This is a genomic window from Kitasatospora arboriphila (genome assembly GCF_039528095.1).
Taxonomy (GTDB): Bacteria; Actinomycetota; Actinomycetes; order Streptomycetales; family Streptomycetaceae; genus Kitasatospora; species Kitasatospora arboriphila.
Genome location: NZ_BAAALD010000012.1, coordinates 20,766 through 36,878 on the forward strand (window position 1 = coordinate 20,766; position 16,113 = coordinate 36,878).

The 16,113-nt window shown below is 74.4% G+C and carries 12 protein-coding genes; 9 read left to right on the forward strand and 3 right to left on the reverse strand.

The features are described from left to right. Positions 1-68: 68 nt before the first annotated feature. Positions 69-1,421, forward strand: a complete 1,353-nt coding sequence (locus ABD353_RS09245) for an MFS transporter (RefSeq protein WP_344623001.1) — start codon at positions 69-71, stop codon at positions 1,419-1,421. Positions 1,422-1,477: 56 nt separating this feature from the next. Continuing rightward, the gene (locus tag ABD353_RS09250) at positions 1,478-2,170 is read left to right on the forward strand and encodes an LppU/SCO3897 family protein (RefSeq protein ID WP_344623002.1); all 693 of its coding nucleotides are present in this window, start codon (positions 1,478-1,480) and stop codon (positions 2,168-2,170) included. Positions 2,171-2,225: 55 nt separating this feature from the next. Here the strand turns inward: ABD353_RS09250 and ABD353_RS09255 are convergent, their stop codons facing one another. Beyond that, positions 2,226-2,984 carry a restriction endonuclease gene (locus ABD353_RS09255; protein ID WP_344623003.1) on the reverse strand — a complete coding sequence of 253 codons (759 nt, stop codon included), beginning with the start codon at positions 2,982-2,984 and terminating at the stop codon, positions 2,226-2,228. A 122-nt stretch (positions 2,985-3,106) separates the two neighbouring features. Further along, on the reverse strand, positions 3,107-4,528 hold the full coding sequence (locus ABD353_RS09260) for a CCA tRNA nucleotidyltransferase (RefSeq protein WP_344623079.1): 1,422 nt from the start codon (positions 4,526-4,528) through the stop codon (positions 3,107-3,109). A gap of 386 nt (positions 4,529-4,914) precedes the next feature. Between ABD353_RS09260 and ABD353_RS09265 the strand changes: the two genes are divergently transcribed. The 7 genes from ABD353_RS09265 to trxA all read left to right on the forward strand — a co-directional run bounded on the left by ABD353_RS09265 (position 4,915) and on the right by trxA (position 15,375). Beyond that, positions 4,915-7,293: a DUF6049 family protein gene (locus ABD353_RS09265; RefSeq protein WP_344623004.1), complete on the forward strand. Its 2,379-nt coding sequence runs from the start codon at positions 4,915-4,917 to the stop codon at positions 7,291-7,293. Positions 7,294-7,334: 41 nt separating this feature from the next. Then, on the forward strand, positions 7,335-9,692 hold the full coding sequence (murJ, locus tag ABD353_RS09270) for a murein biosynthesis integral membrane protein MurJ (RefSeq protein ID WP_344623005.1): 2,358 nt from the start codon (positions 7,335-7,337) through the stop codon (positions 9,690-9,692). A gap of 227 nt (positions 9,693-9,919) precedes the next feature. Further along, the gene (locus ABD353_RS09275; protein ID WP_344623006.1) at positions 9,920-12,091 is read left to right on the forward strand and encodes a serine/threonine protein kinase; all 2,172 of its coding nucleotides are present in this window, start codon (positions 9,920-9,922) and stop codon (positions 12,089-12,091) included. Positions 12,092-12,117: 26 nt separating this feature from the next. Continuing rightward, positions 12,118-12,849 (forward strand): RNA polymerase sigma factor SigM, encoded by a 732-nt coding sequence (gene sigM / locus ABD353_RS09280; protein ID WP_344623080.1) that lies wholly within the window; start codon positions 12,118-12,120, stop codon positions 12,847-12,849. Further along, positions 12,846-13,748 carry an anti-sigma factor family protein gene (locus ABD353_RS09285; protein WP_344623007.1) on the forward strand — a complete coding sequence of 301 codons (903 nt, stop codon included), beginning with the start codon at positions 12,846-12,848 and terminating at the stop codon, positions 13,746-13,748. Before sigM ends, ABD353_RS09285 begins: the two co-directional genes overlap by 4 nt. A 201-nt stretch (positions 13,749-13,949) precedes the next feature. Beyond that, positions 13,950-14,915: a thioredoxin-disulfide reductase gene (gene trxB, locus ABD353_RS09290; protein ID WP_344623008.1), complete on the forward strand. Its 966-nt coding sequence runs from the start codon at positions 13,950-13,952 to the stop codon at positions 14,913-14,915. 133 nt (positions 14,916-15,048) lie between these two features. Continuing rightward, positions 15,049-15,375 (forward strand): thioredoxin, encoded by a 327-nt coding sequence (gene trxA / locus ABD353_RS09295; RefSeq protein ID WP_263104408.1) that lies wholly within the window; start codon positions 15,049-15,051, stop codon positions 15,373-15,375. Positions 15,376-15,468: 93 nt separating this feature from the next. On the opposite strand, the gene ABD353_RS09300 is transcribed toward trxA, so the two are convergent. Further along, positions 15,469-16,086, reverse strand: a complete 618-nt coding sequence (locus ABD353_RS09300; protein ID WP_344623009.1) for a GNAT family N-acetyltransferase — start codon at positions 16,084-16,086, stop codon at positions 15,469-15,471. Between the last annotated feature and the right edge of the window lie 27 nt (positions 16,087-16,113).

A 16,113-nucleotide genomic window follows, 5' to 3' on the forward strand; every position in this document is an offset into this window, starting at 1 on the left:
CCTCGGTGTTCCCGGGCCGAGGGATGTTTCACGTGAAACCGCGCCGCCCGGCATGGCAACCTGTCCGAGTGGCGATCATCCAGAACGACGGCAGGCAGGCACCCCACCGCGCCACCCTCCGCGGGCTGCTGCGAGGGCGCGACTTCCGCCGGCTTCTGGTGGTCCGGATGCTCAGCCAGCTCTCCGACGGCACCTTCCAGGTCGCGCTCGCCGCGTACGTGATCTTCTCCCCCGAGCGGCAGTCCTCGCCCGCCGACATCGCCGCGGTGCTCGCCGTCATGCTGCTGCCCTTCTCGGTGGTCGGCCCGTTCGCCGGTGTGCTGCTCGACCGCTGGCGCCGCCGGCAGGTCCTCCACTACGGCAACCTCGCCCGGTTCGGGCTGGGCCTGGTCACCGCGGCCCTGCTGCTCGGCCGCGCCCCGGAGTGGCTGTTCTTCGCCTCCGCGCTGCTGGTCACCGCCCTCAACCGGTTCATCCTGGCCGGCCTGTCCGCCGCCCTGCCCCGGGTCGTCGGCCCGGGCCAACTCGTCACCGCGAACGCCGTCTCCCCCACCCTCGGCACGGTCGCCGCCACCCTGGGCGGCGGACTCGGCTTCCTCGTCCACCAGGTGCTCCCGCCCAGCCCGCGGGCGGACGCCGCCCTGGTCGGCATCGCCGCACTGCTGTACCTCTCCGCCGCCCTGGCCGCCCTGCTGATCGACCGCGACCTGCTCGGACCCGAGCACCACCCCGGCCGGCCGCCGCTGAGCCGGGCGCTCACCACCGCCGCCCGCGACCTCGGCACGGCGCTGCGGCACCTGGTCCGCGACTGCCGCCCGGCCACCCACGCGCTGGCCGCCGTCACCCTGGCCCGGTTCTGCTACGGCGTGCTGATCGTCGTGGTGCTGATGCTCTCCCGCTACACCTTCAACTCCCCCGACGACGCCGCCGGCGGCCTGACCAGCCTGGGCCGCGCGGTCGGCTTCTCCGCGGTCGGCTTCTTCCTGGCCGCGCTGATCAGCCCCTGGTGCACGCGCCGGCTCGGACTCACCGGCTGGATGGTCACCTGCCTCGCCGCCGCGGCGGTCTTCGTCCCCGCCCTCGGCCTGTTCTTCCGCGAGTGGCCGAGCCTGGTCGCCGCCCTGCTGCTCGGCGTGGTCACCCAGGGCACCAAGATCTGTGCCGACACGCTCGTCCAGGAGTCGGTCGAGGACGACTTCCGCGGCCGGGTGTTCGCCGTCTACGACGTGCTGTTCAACGTCTCCTTCGTCGCCGCCGCCGGCGTCACCGCGGTGGTCCTGCCGCTCGACGGACGGTCCGTCGCGGTGGTCTGCGGAGTCGCCCTGACCTACGCGCTGGGCGCCCTGTACTACGCCCGCGCGGCCCGTTCCGACCGCCGCGGGCCGGGACTGACGTCCCGTCGGCCCGCCGGGAGTCGCTAAGGTACGTCCGCGTACGTCCGCGTACCGGCGCGACCTCAGAGCCCACGGGGGGACCGATGAGCACACCGCAGAATCCGTACGGCCAGCCGCAGTACGGCGCAGCGCCCCAGGGGCAGCCGCCCTACGGCGCACCGCCGCCGCCTCCGGCGTACGGCCAGCCGCCCGCCTACGGGCAGCAGCAGCCCTACGGCCAGCCTCCGGCCTACGGAGCGCCGCCCGCGTACGGACAGCAACCGCCGGCGTACGGCTACCCCGGCCCGGGGCAGCCGCCGCCCGCACCGCCCGGCGGGCCGCAGCCCCCGTACGGCGGCGGCCCCGGCCACCAGGCACCCGCGTACCCGCCGCCGCCCGGCCCCGCCGCGATGCCCGCACCGCCGAAGCCGAAGCGCCCGCTGAAGTTCTGGCTGCGCGGCGCCGTGGCGGCGGCCGGCCTGGTCGTGATCGTCATCGGCTTCTTCGTCGCCGACTCCTCGCCGTCGGCGGCCAAGGCGGGCGACTGCGTGGAGAAGACCGGCTACAAGAGCGTCTCCAAGGTGTCCTGCACCGACCCGAAGGCCACCTACAAGGTGCTGAACAACATCAGCGGCGGCAGCACGGCCGCCTGCGACGGCACCCCCGGGACGACGGCCACCTTCAGCGGCAGCACCGGCCGCCGCTGGCGGAAGAAGCACTACGTGCTCTGCCTGGGCCCGCTGACCTCCGGTTCGGTGAAGACCCCGGGCTCGGCTGCCTCGCCGAAGAAGTTCTGACCCTCGGCACCCCACGGGGCCCGGGGCGGGTGTTCCCGCCCCGGGCCCCGCGCCGTCAGCTCAGCAGGGCGGCCAGTTCGTCACCGTCCGCACCCTCGTCGACCGCCTGCAGCAGGGGGCGGCGGCGCCGGGCGACGGTGCGCTCTCCGTCGTCGAGGACGATCCGCTCCAGCCGGTCGACCCGGTCGGCCATCGCGTCGATCTTGCTGCTGTTCCGGCCGACCTCGACCGCCAGTGCGTTGAGCAGCGGCACCACCGCCGTGCCGACGACGTCCCGGACGACCTGCTCGGCCACCCCGGCGACCGCCGCCTGCAGCGAGCCCTCGGGCCACCTCGGAGCGTTGTCCACAGGCGGTGCGGCGCCGTCCACAGGCGGTGCGGCGCCGTCCACAGGCGGTGCGGCGCCGTCCACAGCCGCCGGGCGCGCCGCCCGCTCGGCGTCCAGCAGGTGGCAGCGCACCTGCCGGGCGGTCTCGCTGTCCCGCAGCAGCATGGCGACGTTGAGGACGGCGCGCCTGGTGAACAGGGCGAGCGAGCGGGCGCGCGACTGAATCCCACTGACTTCCTTGAAGGAAGTCAGTCGCGCACCGGCCACCACGACGTACCCGTTGGAGGCGAGTTCGGAGCGGTGGTCGGCCACCAGGGAGTAGATCGCGTTGATCCCCACCCCGAAGTAGGCCGCCACCCCCTCGGTGGTGACGTGCACGCCGTCCGGCAGCAGTTCCAGGGCCCGCACCCGGTCGAGCGCCTCGACCCGGCCCGCGACGGTCGCCCGCATGGTCGGCGACTCCAGGAGGACTGCATCCACAGCCATGGCCGTGTCCTTCCGTCCGGGGAGGGGCGGATCCCCTCCCTCGGACGGAGCAACGCTCCGCCGAGCGGGTGGTTACGCTCGGCGATGCTCGGATGCGAGGTTCCCGGCCGGGGCCGGGCGGCTCACTGCTGGCCGGCCCACCACTCCCGCAGCGCTGCGACGGCCTCCTCGTACTCCATCGGGCCGTGCTCCAGGCGGAGTTCCATCAGGAACCTGTAGGCCCTGCCGACCTGCGGGCCGGGCTTGAGGCCGAGCAGCTCCATGATCTGGTTGCCGTCCAGCGCCGGCCGGATCGCGTCGAGCTCCTCCTGCTCCTTGAGCAGGGTGATCCGCTCCTCCAGCGAGTCGTAGGTGCGGGCGAGCGCGGCGGCCTTCTTGCGGTTGCGGGTGGTGCAGTCGGAGCGGGTGAGCTTGTGCAGGCGCTCCAGCAGCGGGCCGGCGTCGGTGACGTAGCGGCGCACCGCGGAGTCCGTCCACTCGCCGCCGCCGTAGCCGTGGAAGCGCAGGTGGAGCTCGACCAGCCGGGAGACCTCGTCCACCAGCTCGTTGGAGTACTTGAGGGCGCGCATCCGCTTGCGGGTCATCTTGGCGCCGACCACCTCGTGGTGGTGGAAGGAGACCCGGCCGTCGGACTCGAAGCGGCGGGTGCGCGGCTTGCCGATGTCGTGCAGCAGCGCGGCGAGCCGCAGGGTGAGGTCCGGGCCGTCCTGCTCCAGCGCGATCGCCTGCTCCAGGACGGTGAGCGAGTGCTCGTAGACGTCCTTGTGGCGGTGGTGCTCGTCGCTCTCCAGCCGCAGCGCGGGCAGCTCCGGCAGCACGTGCTCGGCCAGGCCGGTGTCGACCAGCAGCCGCAGGCCCTTCACCGGGTGGGCGGCGAGCAGCAGCTTGTTGAGCTCGGCCTGGACGCGCTCGGCGGAGACGATGGTGATCCGCTCGGCCATGGCGGTCATCGCGGCGACGACCTCGGGCGCGGGCGTGAAGTCCAGCTGCGCCGCGAAGCGGGCCGCGCGCATCATCCGCAGCGGGTCGTCGGAGAAGGACTCCTCGGGGGTCGCCGGGGTGCGCAGCACCCGGGCCTCCAGGTCCTCCAGGCCGCGGTGCGGGTCGACGAAGCCGCGGCCGGGCAGGTCGACGGCCATCGCGTTGACGGTGAAGTCCCGGCGGACGAGGTCCTGCTCGATGGTGTCGCCGTAGGTGACCTCGGGCTTGCGCGAGGTGCGGTCGTACGCCTCGGAGCGGTAGGTGGTGATCTCGATCAGGAAGGAGCCGTCGGCGGTGTCCTTGCGGGCGCCGACCGTGCCGAAGGCGATGCCGACGTCCCAGACCGCGTCGGCCCAGCCCTTGACCAGCTTGAGCACCTGGTGCGGGCGGGCGTCGGTGGTGAAGTCGAGGTCGTTGCCCAGCCGGCCGAGCAGCGCGTCCCGGACGGAGCCGCCGACCAGCGCCAACCGGAAACCGGCCGCCTGGAAGCGGCGGGCGATCTCGTCGGCGACCGGCGAGACCCGGAGCAGTTCCTGCAGACCGAGGGTCTGCGCCTCGCTCAGCCCGGGAAGGGCGGTCGGCGCGGTGGAACTGGAATGATGGACGCTGGAGTCATTGGCAGTGGACACGGCTCCCTAGGGTACGTGCCCGGCAGGCCGCGCCGCCCGTCCGTTTCCGCCGTGTGCGGCGCTCGACGCCGGGGCGCGCCGGGTGCCCCTCCGGGCAGTCGGCGGCCCGCACCACCGGTCGCTCGGACACGTCGTTACCATGCCGGGAGAGCCCGGTGCGGGCGGCGCCCGCGGTGCTCCGGTCGGTCGGGGCTGCCCGGCGCCGGACGAGGCCTCCGGCCGGGTCCGCGATGGTCATGGCTATCCACTCATTCGATCGAGAAACGGCGAGGGCACAGCACGTGGGCGAGGCGCGGCACGGCCTGACAGCGTACGGACGCGTGGGACGGGCGGCGCGCCGCCTGGCCGCGGTGCTGGCCGGCGGTACCGTCCTGCTGTCCGCGGCGCCGTACGCCACCGCCGCGGCCCCGGCCCGGACGGGCTTCCCGGCCGCCTCCCCGGACTACCCGGCGACCGTGCAGATCGACTCGCTCTCCGCGCCGGTGGCGGGCGACAACGCCACGGTGACGGTCACCGGCCGGGTCACCAACGCCGGCTCGTCCACGGTGAAGGCCGCGCACGTGGTGCTGCGCTCCCCCAAGGAGGAGCTGGACACCCGCAGCGCGATCAACCTGGTCGCCGGGCGCACCGGGCCGACCGGCAAGGACGGCACCGTCCTGGCCGGCCACAAGGCCGACCTCGGCGACCTCGCGCCCGGCCAATCCCGGGCGTACACCCTGCAGGTGTCGACCGCCGACCTCGGGCTCAGGACGGCCGGCGTGTACGAGCTGGCGGTGGACGTCCGCGACGCGGACGAGGACCGCCCGCTCGGCATCGCCCGCACCTTCCTGCCGTTCAACACGGCGCCGAGCGGCAAGCAGACCCGGATCGCCACGCTGTGGCCGATCACCCACGCCCCCGAGCTGGTCGCCCAGACCATGCCGGACAACGACCAGATGCCGGTGCTGCGGGACGACAGCCTGGCGACCGAGCTCGCGCCCGGCGGACGGCTCGGCAAGCTGGTGAGCATCGGCCAGACCCTGCCCAACCTGACCTGGGTGGTCGACCCGGACCTGCTGGACACGGTGTACGCGATGACCAAGCCGTACCGGGTGCAGAAGCCCGGCACGGCGGGCGAGTCCGCCAAGGACGAGAACACCGTCGCCGGCACCGGCCAGAACGTCGCCGCCGCCTGGCTGGCGCAGCTGCGCACCGCAGTGGCCGCCAACGGCTCGCAGGTCGTGGCGCTGCCCTACGCCGACCCGGACCTCGCCTCGATCGCGCACAACGGCAACGGGCTGGCGGGCATGGACACCGCGCTGCGGAAGGCCTCCACCGCGGGCAAGGTGACCGCCGAGGGCCGGCTGTCGGTGGACGTGAGCGGCAACGTCGCCTGGCCGTTCCTGGGACGGCTGGACCAAGCGACCGCCGGTGTCGCCCGGACGGCCGGCGAGGACCTGGTGCTGGTGAACGGGTCGAGCATGCCGGAGTCCCGCTCGCTCTCCTACACGCCGAACGCGGTGCGGCCGATCGGCAACGGCCAGACCGCGGTGGTCGCCGACCCGGTGCTCTCCTCGCTGTTCTCCGGCGACCTCGACTCCGACCAGGCGCAGAGCCTCGCGCAGCAGCGTTTCCTGGCCGAGACGATGACGATCACCCAGCAGCGTCCGGACGACCAGCGCAGCCTGCTGGTGATGCCCTCCCGGACGCTGACGGTGGGCACCGCGGAGGCGCTCGCCGACGCCCTGCACGCGGCGGCGCAGCCGAACGGCTGGGTGGCGCCCACCCGCCTCGACGCGGTGGCCACGGCCGCCGCCGACCCGGAAGCCAACGGTTCGGTGCCGGGCGACTACCCGGGCGAGCTGCGGGGCTCCGAGCTCTCCTCGGCCGCGCTGGGCTCGGTGATGGGCGTGCAGACCGGGCTGGACCAGCTGCTGCAGATCCTGACCCAGCCGCAGCGGGTGCGCGGCCCGTTCAACGCCGCCATGGTCCGCTCGATGTCCACCCAGTGGCGCGACCACGCCGAGGCGTCCGCCGCCTACCGGAACGGCGTGCGGAGCTACCTGGACAACCTCACCGCAGCGGTGAAGGTGCCCGCCAAGAGCTCGATCACGCTGCCAGGCGACAACGCCATCCTGCTCGTGAGCGTCAAGAACGACCTCAACCAGGCGGTCGGCAACCTCGAACTGCGGGTCACCTCCGCGCAGGTGAACCGGCTCAACGTGGGCCAGCCGGCGACCGTGGTGCTGGACGGCACCACCAGCCGCACCTTCCGCTTCCCGGCCGAGGCGCAGGTCAACGGCCCGGTGCAGATGACCGCCCAGCTGTGGACGACCGGGCCGAACGCGCAGCCGTACGGCCAGGCGGTGTCCTTCACCGTCGAGGTGACCTCGGTGGCGAGCGGCGTCATGTACGTCATCGGCGGCGGTGTGGTGCTGATGGCGCTGGCCGGCGTCCGGTTCTCGCTGCAGCGCAAGAAGCGCTCCGCGGCCGGCGAGGTCGACCTCGACCCGGAGCGGCTGCTGGAGCCCGAGGACGCCGAGGCCGGGGCCGACGCCGCGGCGGCCGCGGACAGCACCGCGGAGACCGCCCCGGGGACCGCCGAGGAAGCGGTCGGCGCGGCCGGCGCGGAGGGTGTCGGGGAGCCGTCCGACTCCACGCCGGAGAGCGCCTCAGATGCCCGGGATCGGGCCACCGGTGATGAGAAGGTTGGTCACTGAGGGAACCCCGTCCGGGCTCCACCGACCAGCGAAGAGGTGGCATGAGCAGCGGTCCGCGCGAGGAGCGAGCACAGGGCCGGGGCGGCCCCGGCAGCACGGGCGGGCCGAAGGCCGCCGAACCCGCCACCGACTGGTACGTGGACGACACCTACGCCCGTGATCCGCACGCGGGCGACGCCTTCGGCAGCGCGGCGGAGCACGATCCGTACGGGCTGGCCGCCGCCGAGGCCGCGGCCCTGCCGCCGCAGCCCGGCCCCCAGCCCGCCGAGGCGCAGCCGGCGGTCCTCGGCGCCCCCGTCCCGCACTGGGCGGGGACCCCGGTGCTGACCGCGGCGGAGCCGCCCGCCCGGAACGGCGGGAACCACGAGGGGAACGACGGCAGCGGGGACGACGACGGCACGGCCGACGAGGACCCCGACGAGGACTCCGACGCGGACGGGGCCGGCGAGACCGGGGCCGACGCCGAAGCCGAGGCGGAGGCGGAGGCCGAGGCCGAGGCCGAGGCGGAGGCGGAGGCCGCCGACTACCTGGGCGTCGACGCGCTGCTGAGCGGCGACCGGAGCGCCCCCGAGCCGCTGCCCTTCGTCCCGGCGATCGAGTTCGACCCGCCGCTCACCGCGGAGGAGGCGAGCCTGCACGAGGCGCTCGCCGAGGGCGGCCCTCAGGGCACCTCCGCCGCCCCACCGCCCGCCGGCCCGCCGCCCGCGGCCCCGCCGGCCGCTCCCCCGCCCACAACCGCGCCCGCCCCGGTGGCGGGCAGGGTCTCCGGCCTGGTCAACTCCAGTGCGCTGATGGCCGCCGGCACGCTCGTCTCCCGCGGTACCGGCTTCCTGCGCACGATGGTGATCGCCGCCGCGATCGGTGTCGGCACCATGGGCGACTCGTACAACGCCGCCAACACTCTGCCGACCCTGCTCTACATCCTGATCGGCGGCGGCGCGCTCAACGCCGTCTTCGTGCCGCAGCTCGTCCGCAGCATGAAGAACGACGAGGACGGCGGCACCGCCTACGCCAACCGGCTGCTCACCCTGGTGGTCTGCGGGCTGGCGGGCGTGGCGGCGGTGGCCGTGATCGCCGCGCCGCTGCTCGTGCAGCTGATCTCGCACTCGCTGATGCGCGACCCCGCCAGTGCGGAGACCACCGTCGCCCTGGCCCGGTACTGCCTGCCGACCATGTTCTTCATGGGTGTGCACGTGGTGATGGGCCAGATCCTCAACGCCCGCGGCCGGTTCGGGGCGATGATGTGGACGCCGGTGCTCAACAACCTGGTGGTGATCTCCACCTTCGGCGCCTACATCTGGGTCTACGGCACCTTCCAGCACAGCCAGGTGACGCCGCAGACGATCGCCCCCGAAGGCGTCCGGCTGCTCGGCGTCGGCACCCTGCTGGGCCTGGCCGTCCAGGCGCTGTCGATGATCCCCTACCTGCGGGCCGCCGGGTTCTCGTTCAGGCCCCGCTTCGACTGGCGCGGCCACGGCCTGGGCAAGGCCGCCCGGCTGGCCAAGTGGACCTTCCTGTTCGTGCTGGCCAACCAGGCGGGCTTCCTGGTCGTCACCCAGCTCGCCACCGCCGCCGGCGCCGCGGCCGAGGAGGACGGCCACCTGGGCGTCGGCCTCGCCGCGTACTCCAACGCGCTGCTGATCTGGCAGCTGCCGATGGCCGTGGTGACGGTCTCGGTGATGAGCGCGGTGCTGCCCCGGCTCTCCCGGGCGGCCGCCGACCACGACGCCGGCGCCGTCCGCGACGACCTGTCGTACGGACTGCGCACCTCCGCGGTGGCGATCGTCCCGGCGGCCTTCCTCTTCCTCGCGCTCGGCCCGGTGATCGGCTACGCCGTCTACGGCCTCGGCAACGGCGGCTCGTCCGCCCACGGCGCCCTGTCGATCGGCTACATGCTGTCGGCGTTCGCGCTCGGCCTGATCCCCTACTCCGTGCAGTACGTGCTGCTGCGCGGCTTCTACGCCTACGAGGACACCCGGACCCCGTTCTCCAACACCGTCTGGGTGGCCGCCTGCCAGGCCGTGACCGCGGTGCTCTGCTGGCTGGTCCTCCCCGCCCAGTGGGCGGTCACCGGCATGGCGCTCTGCTACGGCGCCTCGTACGCGGTCGGCGTCGCCGTCGCGGTGCCCCGGCTGAAGGCCCGGATCGGCGGCCTGGACACCGGCCGGATCGGCCGCACCTACGTCCGTCTGGCGATCGCCTCGCTGCCGGCCGCCGCCTTCGGGCTCGCCGTCGAGCTGGTGATGCTCGACCTGCTGGACGGCTGGCCGGCCGGGGTGCTGACCCTGGTGCTCGCCGCGTCGGTGCAGACCGGTACCTTCCTGCTGGTCGCCCGGCGGATGCGCATCGAGGAGCTGAACGCGATGCTCGGCATGGTGCGCAGCCGGCTCGGCCGCTGAGCATGACATGACGTCAACCCGGCGCGGCCCGAGCGGCTGCGCCGAGGGGGACCCCGATGACGGGCCGTCCACCGGATCGCGGATGATTGCGCAACCGGTCGGGCGGCCCAGCGGTCGTACCAGGGGAGAATCAGTGGGCACAATTGTCCTGGCGGACCCGGCGGCCGGGCGGACGGGCAGACCGGATTCTCAGGACCGGGCCGGAACTAAGGGGAGGCAGGACCACGGTGGCTGATGGCACCAAGGCGGTCGTCGACACGTCCGTCGCGGACGGGGCGGCGCTGGCCGTGGCAATCGAGGACGTCGAGCCCGAGGACGGCACCGCGGCCGACGGGCACGGCTCCACGGACGGGACCCCTGACGCCGCCTCGGACGCCTCTGACGCCGGCTCCGCCCCCGCCGCAGCCACCACCCGCGGCAAGGGCTCCGAGAGCCGCTCCGAGGCCGCTCAGCAGCCCTCCGGGGCCGCTGACGACGCCGACGGCACGGAGGTCGGCAAGGCCGTCTCCGAGGCCGTCGAGGCGGCCGTGACGGTCCGTGAGCCCGCCTCCGAGTCCTCCGGTGCCGACCGTGCCACCGGTGCCCCCGCGACCACCTCGGACACGGCGGACGCGGCGCCCGCGGACGACGCCGGGGAGTCCACCGCCCAGCTCTCCGCCGCCGAACTCGCCGCCGAACTCACCGCCCGGGGAGCCGCCGCCCCGGCCCGCCGCCCCTCCCGCTCCGGCCGCCCCGCCCCGCAGGCCCCGGCCCGCGAGGACCGACCCGTCGTCAGCACCGAGACCCTGGACGCCGACACCGGCACCCTCCCGGCCGCCAAGCCGGCCCCCCTGCGGCACAGCGGCGACAAGATCGGCGGCCGCTACCGGCTGGAGGAGTGCATCACCCAGTCGGAGACCTTCAGCAGCTGGCGCGCGGTCGACGAGAAGCTCCGCCGCGCGGTCGGCGTGCACCTGATGGCGGCCGGCCACCGGCGCGCCAAGGCGGTGCTGACCGCCGCCCGCGCCGCCGCCCTGCTCAACGACCCGCGCTTCGTCCAGGTCCTCGACGCCGTCCAGGAGGGCGACCTGGTCTACGTCGTCCGCGAGTGGCTGCCGGACGCCTCCGACCTGGCCCACCTGCTGGCCGACGGCCCGATGGAGCCCTACGACGCCTACCAGATGGTCCGTCAGGTCACCGACGCGGTCGCCGCCGCCCACCGCCGCGGCCAGGCCCACCTGCGGCTCACCCCGCGCTGCGTGCTGCGCACCGACACCGGCCAGTACCGGATCAACGGCATCGCGGTGGACGCCGCCCTGCGCGGTCTGCCCACCGAGGAGGCCGAGCGCACCGACACCCGCGCGATCGGCGCCCTGCTGTTCGCCGCGCTCACCCACCGCTGGCCGTACCCCGAGGACCGCTACGACCTGCGGGGCATGCCCAAGAACCTCGGCTGCGTGCCGCCGGACCAGGTCCGGGCCGGCGTCCACAAGGGCCTGTCCGAGCTGGCCGCCCGGGCCCTGTGCGAGCACCCCCCGCACCACCAGGACCCGATCACCACCCCCGAGCAGTTCGCCAAGGCGATCGCGCTCATGCCCAAGGTCCGACAGCCCGAGCAGCCGGCCCCGGCGTTCACCGCCAAGCCGAAGCCCCAGCCCCAGCCGCAGCCGGCCCAGCACAGCGCGGCCGCGCACACCGCCGTGCTCCAGCCCCCGCACGCCCGGCCGCCGCACGCCCCCCACCCGGACCCCGTCCCGGCGCCCCGGCCCCGGCGGCGCCGCCGGTTGGTGCGCACCGCCCTGCGCACGACCGCCTCGCTGGTGGCACTGGCCGCGATCGTGGTCGGCTCCTGGCAGGGCGTCGAGTACCTGAACAAGTCGAAGAACGGGCAGGCCGACGCCCCGCCCGCCCAGCAGTCCAGCGCCCCGCCGGCCCAGCAGTCCGGTGCGCCGCTCTCGGGCGTCACCCTCGACTACACGCCGACCTCGTTCAACGCCTTCGGCGACCGCAAGGACGAGCACGCCTCGGAGCTGTCCCTCCTCAAGGACGGCAAGGCCGACACCGCCTGGACGACCCAGAGCTACAACGACCCGTTCGGCGGCGGCTACCGGCCCGGCACGGGCCTGTTGCTCGACCTCGGCTCGGCCCGCCCCGTCGGCTCGGTCGTCGTCAAGCTCGCCGGCGGCGCCCACACCGTCGAGCTGAAGGCGCTGCCCGGCGCCACCTCGGCCCCGCAGATCAGCAAGGCCGGCTTCGAGAGCTTCGGCGACGCGATCGCCTCCGGCACCAGCAGCAACGAGCTCCAGCTGAAGCCCAAGAAGCCGGTCACCACCCGCTTCCTCTTGATCTGGCTGACCGCCATCCCCAACGATGGGAGCGACTACAAGGGCCAGGTGGCCGAGATCACGGTCAACGGCTGAGCGAGGACGGACAGGGGGTGGCGGACATGGCGGAGGAGCCGTCCGACGCCGATCTCCTGGCCCGGCACGTGGCCGGGGACCCGGACGCCTTCGGCCTCCTCGTCCGGCGCCACCGGGACCGCCTGTGGGCGGTCGCCCTGCGCACCCTCGGCGACCGCGAGGAGGCCGCCGACGCCCTCCAGGACGCCCTGGTCTCCGCGCTCCGCGCCGCCCACACCTTCCAGGGGCGCTCCCAGGTCACCACCTGGCTGCACCGGATCGTGGTCAACGCCTGCCTCGACCGGGCCCGCCGGGCCGCCTCCCGCCGCGCCGGCTCGCTGGACGAGGACCCGCAGCGCCTCGACGCCGCCCTCGGCAGCGCCGAGGCCACCGACAGCGTGGTGGTCCGCGCCGAACTGCGCCGCGAGGTCGCCGAGGCACTGACCGCCCTGCCGGCCGAGCAACGGGCCGCCCTCGTCCTGGTCGACATGCAGGGATACCCGGTCGCCGAGGCGGCCGAGGTGCTGGGCGTACCGGTCGGCACGGTGAAGAGTCGCTGCGCCCGCGGCCGGGCCCGTCTGCTGCCGCTCGTCCGCCATCTGCGCGGCGACGCCGTTTCACGTGAAACGGCGGAGGAGGACGGCCCGGCCCGCGGCACTCGCACGGATGTTTCACGTGAAACGCCGCCCCGTGGGAACCCGTCCGGCACCCGCGCCGTCCCAGCTACGGACGCCGCCGGGCGCCGCAGCGTGGTGGAAGGAGATGCGACCAAGCGATGACGCCGCACCCGCCTTCCACGCCGTCCGCCCCGGACCCCGGGCACCCGGACGTCGAGGCACTGGCCGACCTCGCCGAGCAGCTGACCGACCCCGCCGACGAGCCGGCCCTGCGGCGCCACCTCGCCGGCTGCGCCGAGTGCGCGGACACCTTCGCGGCCCTCGCCGAGGTGCGGGAGCTGCTGGGCGAGGCGGAGACGCCGCCGATGCCCGCCGACGTCGCCGAACGGATCGACGCCGCCCTGGCCACGGCCCGCACCGAACCGGCCGCCGCCACGACGCCGGCTGCCGACCGCCCCGCCACAGCTCCCGGTGGTCCCGGTGCCGCCTCGCCCCCCGCCGGACGGCCCGCCGGCAGCACCCGCCCGGGCAACGGCGGACCGGGCCGCGAGCGGCGCCCCCGACGCCGCGTCCGCCTCCTGCTGGCCACCGTCACGGCCGCCGCCGCGATCGGCTTCGGCGCGCTGCTGCTCCCGCTCTCCACGACCGGCGGCGGCACCGCGGGTGCCCCCGCCGACAGCGCCGCCCGGCCCGCCGCGGGCTCCGCCCAGAAGCCCGCGCTCACCGCGGGCACCGCCTTCCAGGACGGCACCCTGGCCGCCCAGGCCCAGCAGCTGGTCCGCGCCGCCTCGGCCGCCCCCGGCAGCTCGAAGGCGCCCGAGGGGCTCGCCCAGCCGGACCGCGACGGATCCCCCGCCGGCACCGGTGCGCCGTCCTGCGCCGCGGCCCTCACCGGGCAGGGCGACCGGACACCGCTCGCCGTCGCCGGCGGCCGGTACGGCTCCACGGCCGTCACCGCCCTGGTGTACCCCGACGGCTCCGACCGGCTGGACGTCTACCTGATCACCCCGGACTGCTCGGCCCCCGGCGTCGTGCTCCACCGGACGGTCCCCGCGGGCTGATCGGGCCGACCGCCCCGGCCCGGAGCACCCGGCAGCGGGCACCGGGAACGGCCACCCATCGGAACATCCGCTCCCACAGTGCGGGCATGTGGCACAGCCGGGCCCGGGAATGCGGGAGACTGGTCAGTCGTTGTCCCGGGCGGCGGAGCAGGACCGCCCTCCCCGCCCCAGCGCGGGTCGCGAAGCGAACCAGGAGATGCAGTGAGCGACGTCCGTAACGTGATCATCATCGGTTCCGGCCCCGCCGGATACACCGCTGCGCTGTATACCGCGCGCGCCTCCCTGAAGCCGCTGGTCTTCGAGGGCGCCGTCACCGCGGGCGGCGCGCTGATGAACACCACCGAGGTCGAGAACTTCCCCGGCCACCGCGACGGCATCATGGGCCCCGAGCTCATGGACAACATGCGCGCGCAGGCCGAGAAGTTCGGCGCCGAGCTCGTCCCGGACGACATCGTCGCCGTCGACCTCACCGGCGACGTCAAGACCGTCACCGACTCCGAGGGCACCGTCCACCGCGCCCGCGCCGTGATCGTCGCCACCGGCTCCCAGCACCGCAAGCTCGGCCTCCCCCGCGAGGACGTCCTGTCCGGGCGCGGTGTCTCCTGGTGCGCCACCTGCGACGGCTTCTTCTTCCGCGACCAGGACATCGCCGTGGTCGGCGGCGGCGACACCGCCCTGGAGGAGGCCACCTTCCTCTCGCGCTTCGCCCGCAGCGTCACCGTCGTGCACCGCCGCGACAGCCTGCGCGCTTCCAAGGCCATGCAGGAGCGCGCCTTCGCCGACCCGAAGATCACCTTCGCCTGGGACAGCGCCGTCCAGGAGATCCACGGCGACCCGAAGCTGACCGGCCTCACCCTGCGCGACACCACCACCGGCGAGACCCGCGAGCTGCCGGTCACCGGCCTGTTCATCGCGATCGGCCACGACCCGCGCACCGAGCTCTTCACCGGCCAGCTCGACCTGGACGCCGAGGGCTACCTCAAGGTGGAGTCCCCCTCCACCCGGACGAACATCCCCGGCGTCTTCGGCGCCGGCGACGTGGTCGACCACACCTACCGCCAGGCCATCACCGCCGCCGGCACCGGCTGCTCCGCCGCCCTGGACGCCGAGCGCTACCTCGCCTCGCTCGCCGACCTGGAGGCCCAGGCCGCGGCCGTCGCGGTCTGACGCCACCGAGGCCACGAGGCCTCGAAGGCCCCCGAAACAGAACAGCCCTCGCGGTTGTTGTCCCTACCGAAGGTGCCGAGCCGCCGCCCGGGCGGGGAGGCACCGCCTCGTCCGTGACCCCAAGGAGAGTTCCGTGGCCGGCGCCACCATCACCGTGACCGACGCGACCTTCGACGCCGAGGTGCTCAAGAGCGACAAGCCCGTCCTGGTCGACTTCTGGGCCACCTGGTGCGGCCCGTGCCGCCAGGTCGCTCCGATCCTGGAGGAGATCGCCGCCGAGCACAGCGACAAGCTGACCATCGCCAAGCTCGACGTCGACAACAACCAGGAGACCGCTGCCGCCTACAACGTCATCTCGATCCCGACGCTCAACGTGTACCAGAACGGCGAGCTGGTGAAGACCATCACCGGCGCCCGCCCGAAGGCCGCGCTGCTGCGCGAGCTGGCCGACTTCATCTGAGTCGCCGCCCGCCTGCCGGCCGCGGAGGGCCCCCGGACGATCCGGGGGCCCTCCGGCGTTTCCCGGCCCCCTCGCGGAGGCCTCCGGCACGGCTCAGAACGGCCGCAGCGCCGGCTCCTTCCGGGCTCCGCCCAGCAGCCGTTCCAGCGCCCCCTCGACGTCGCTGCGCCAGGACAACGTGCTCCTGGCCTCCAGCCGCAGCCGCGGGTAGCGGTGGTGCGGCCGTACGGTCTTGAAGCCCACCGCCAGCAGGTGGTCGGCGGGCAGCACGCAGCTCGGCGTCGGGCGGCCCACCGCCCCGAACGCCTCGATCGCCCGGAAGCCCCTGCGGAGCACGTCCTTGGCGACCGCCTGGACCAGCACCCGGCCGAGTCCCTGCCGCTGGTAGCCGGGCACCACCCGGCTCACCATCAGCTGCACGGCGTCCGAGGACACCGGGCTGGTCGGGAACGACTGCGAGCGCGGCACGTACGCCGCCGGTGCGAAGAGCACGAAGCCCGCCGGGACGTCGTCCACGTAGACGATGCGTCCGCAGGAGCCCCACTCCAGCAGCACCGCCGAGATCCACCCCTCCTTCTCCAACTCCCCCTTGCCCCCGTCCACCGCTGCCCGTCCGCTGACCGGGTCGAGTTCCCAGAACACGCACGAGCGGCAGCCGTCCGGCAGGTCGGCCAGGTTGTCCAGCGTCAGCGGAGCGAGCCTGCGACCCACGCCCCACACACCTCCTCCGGCTCGGTC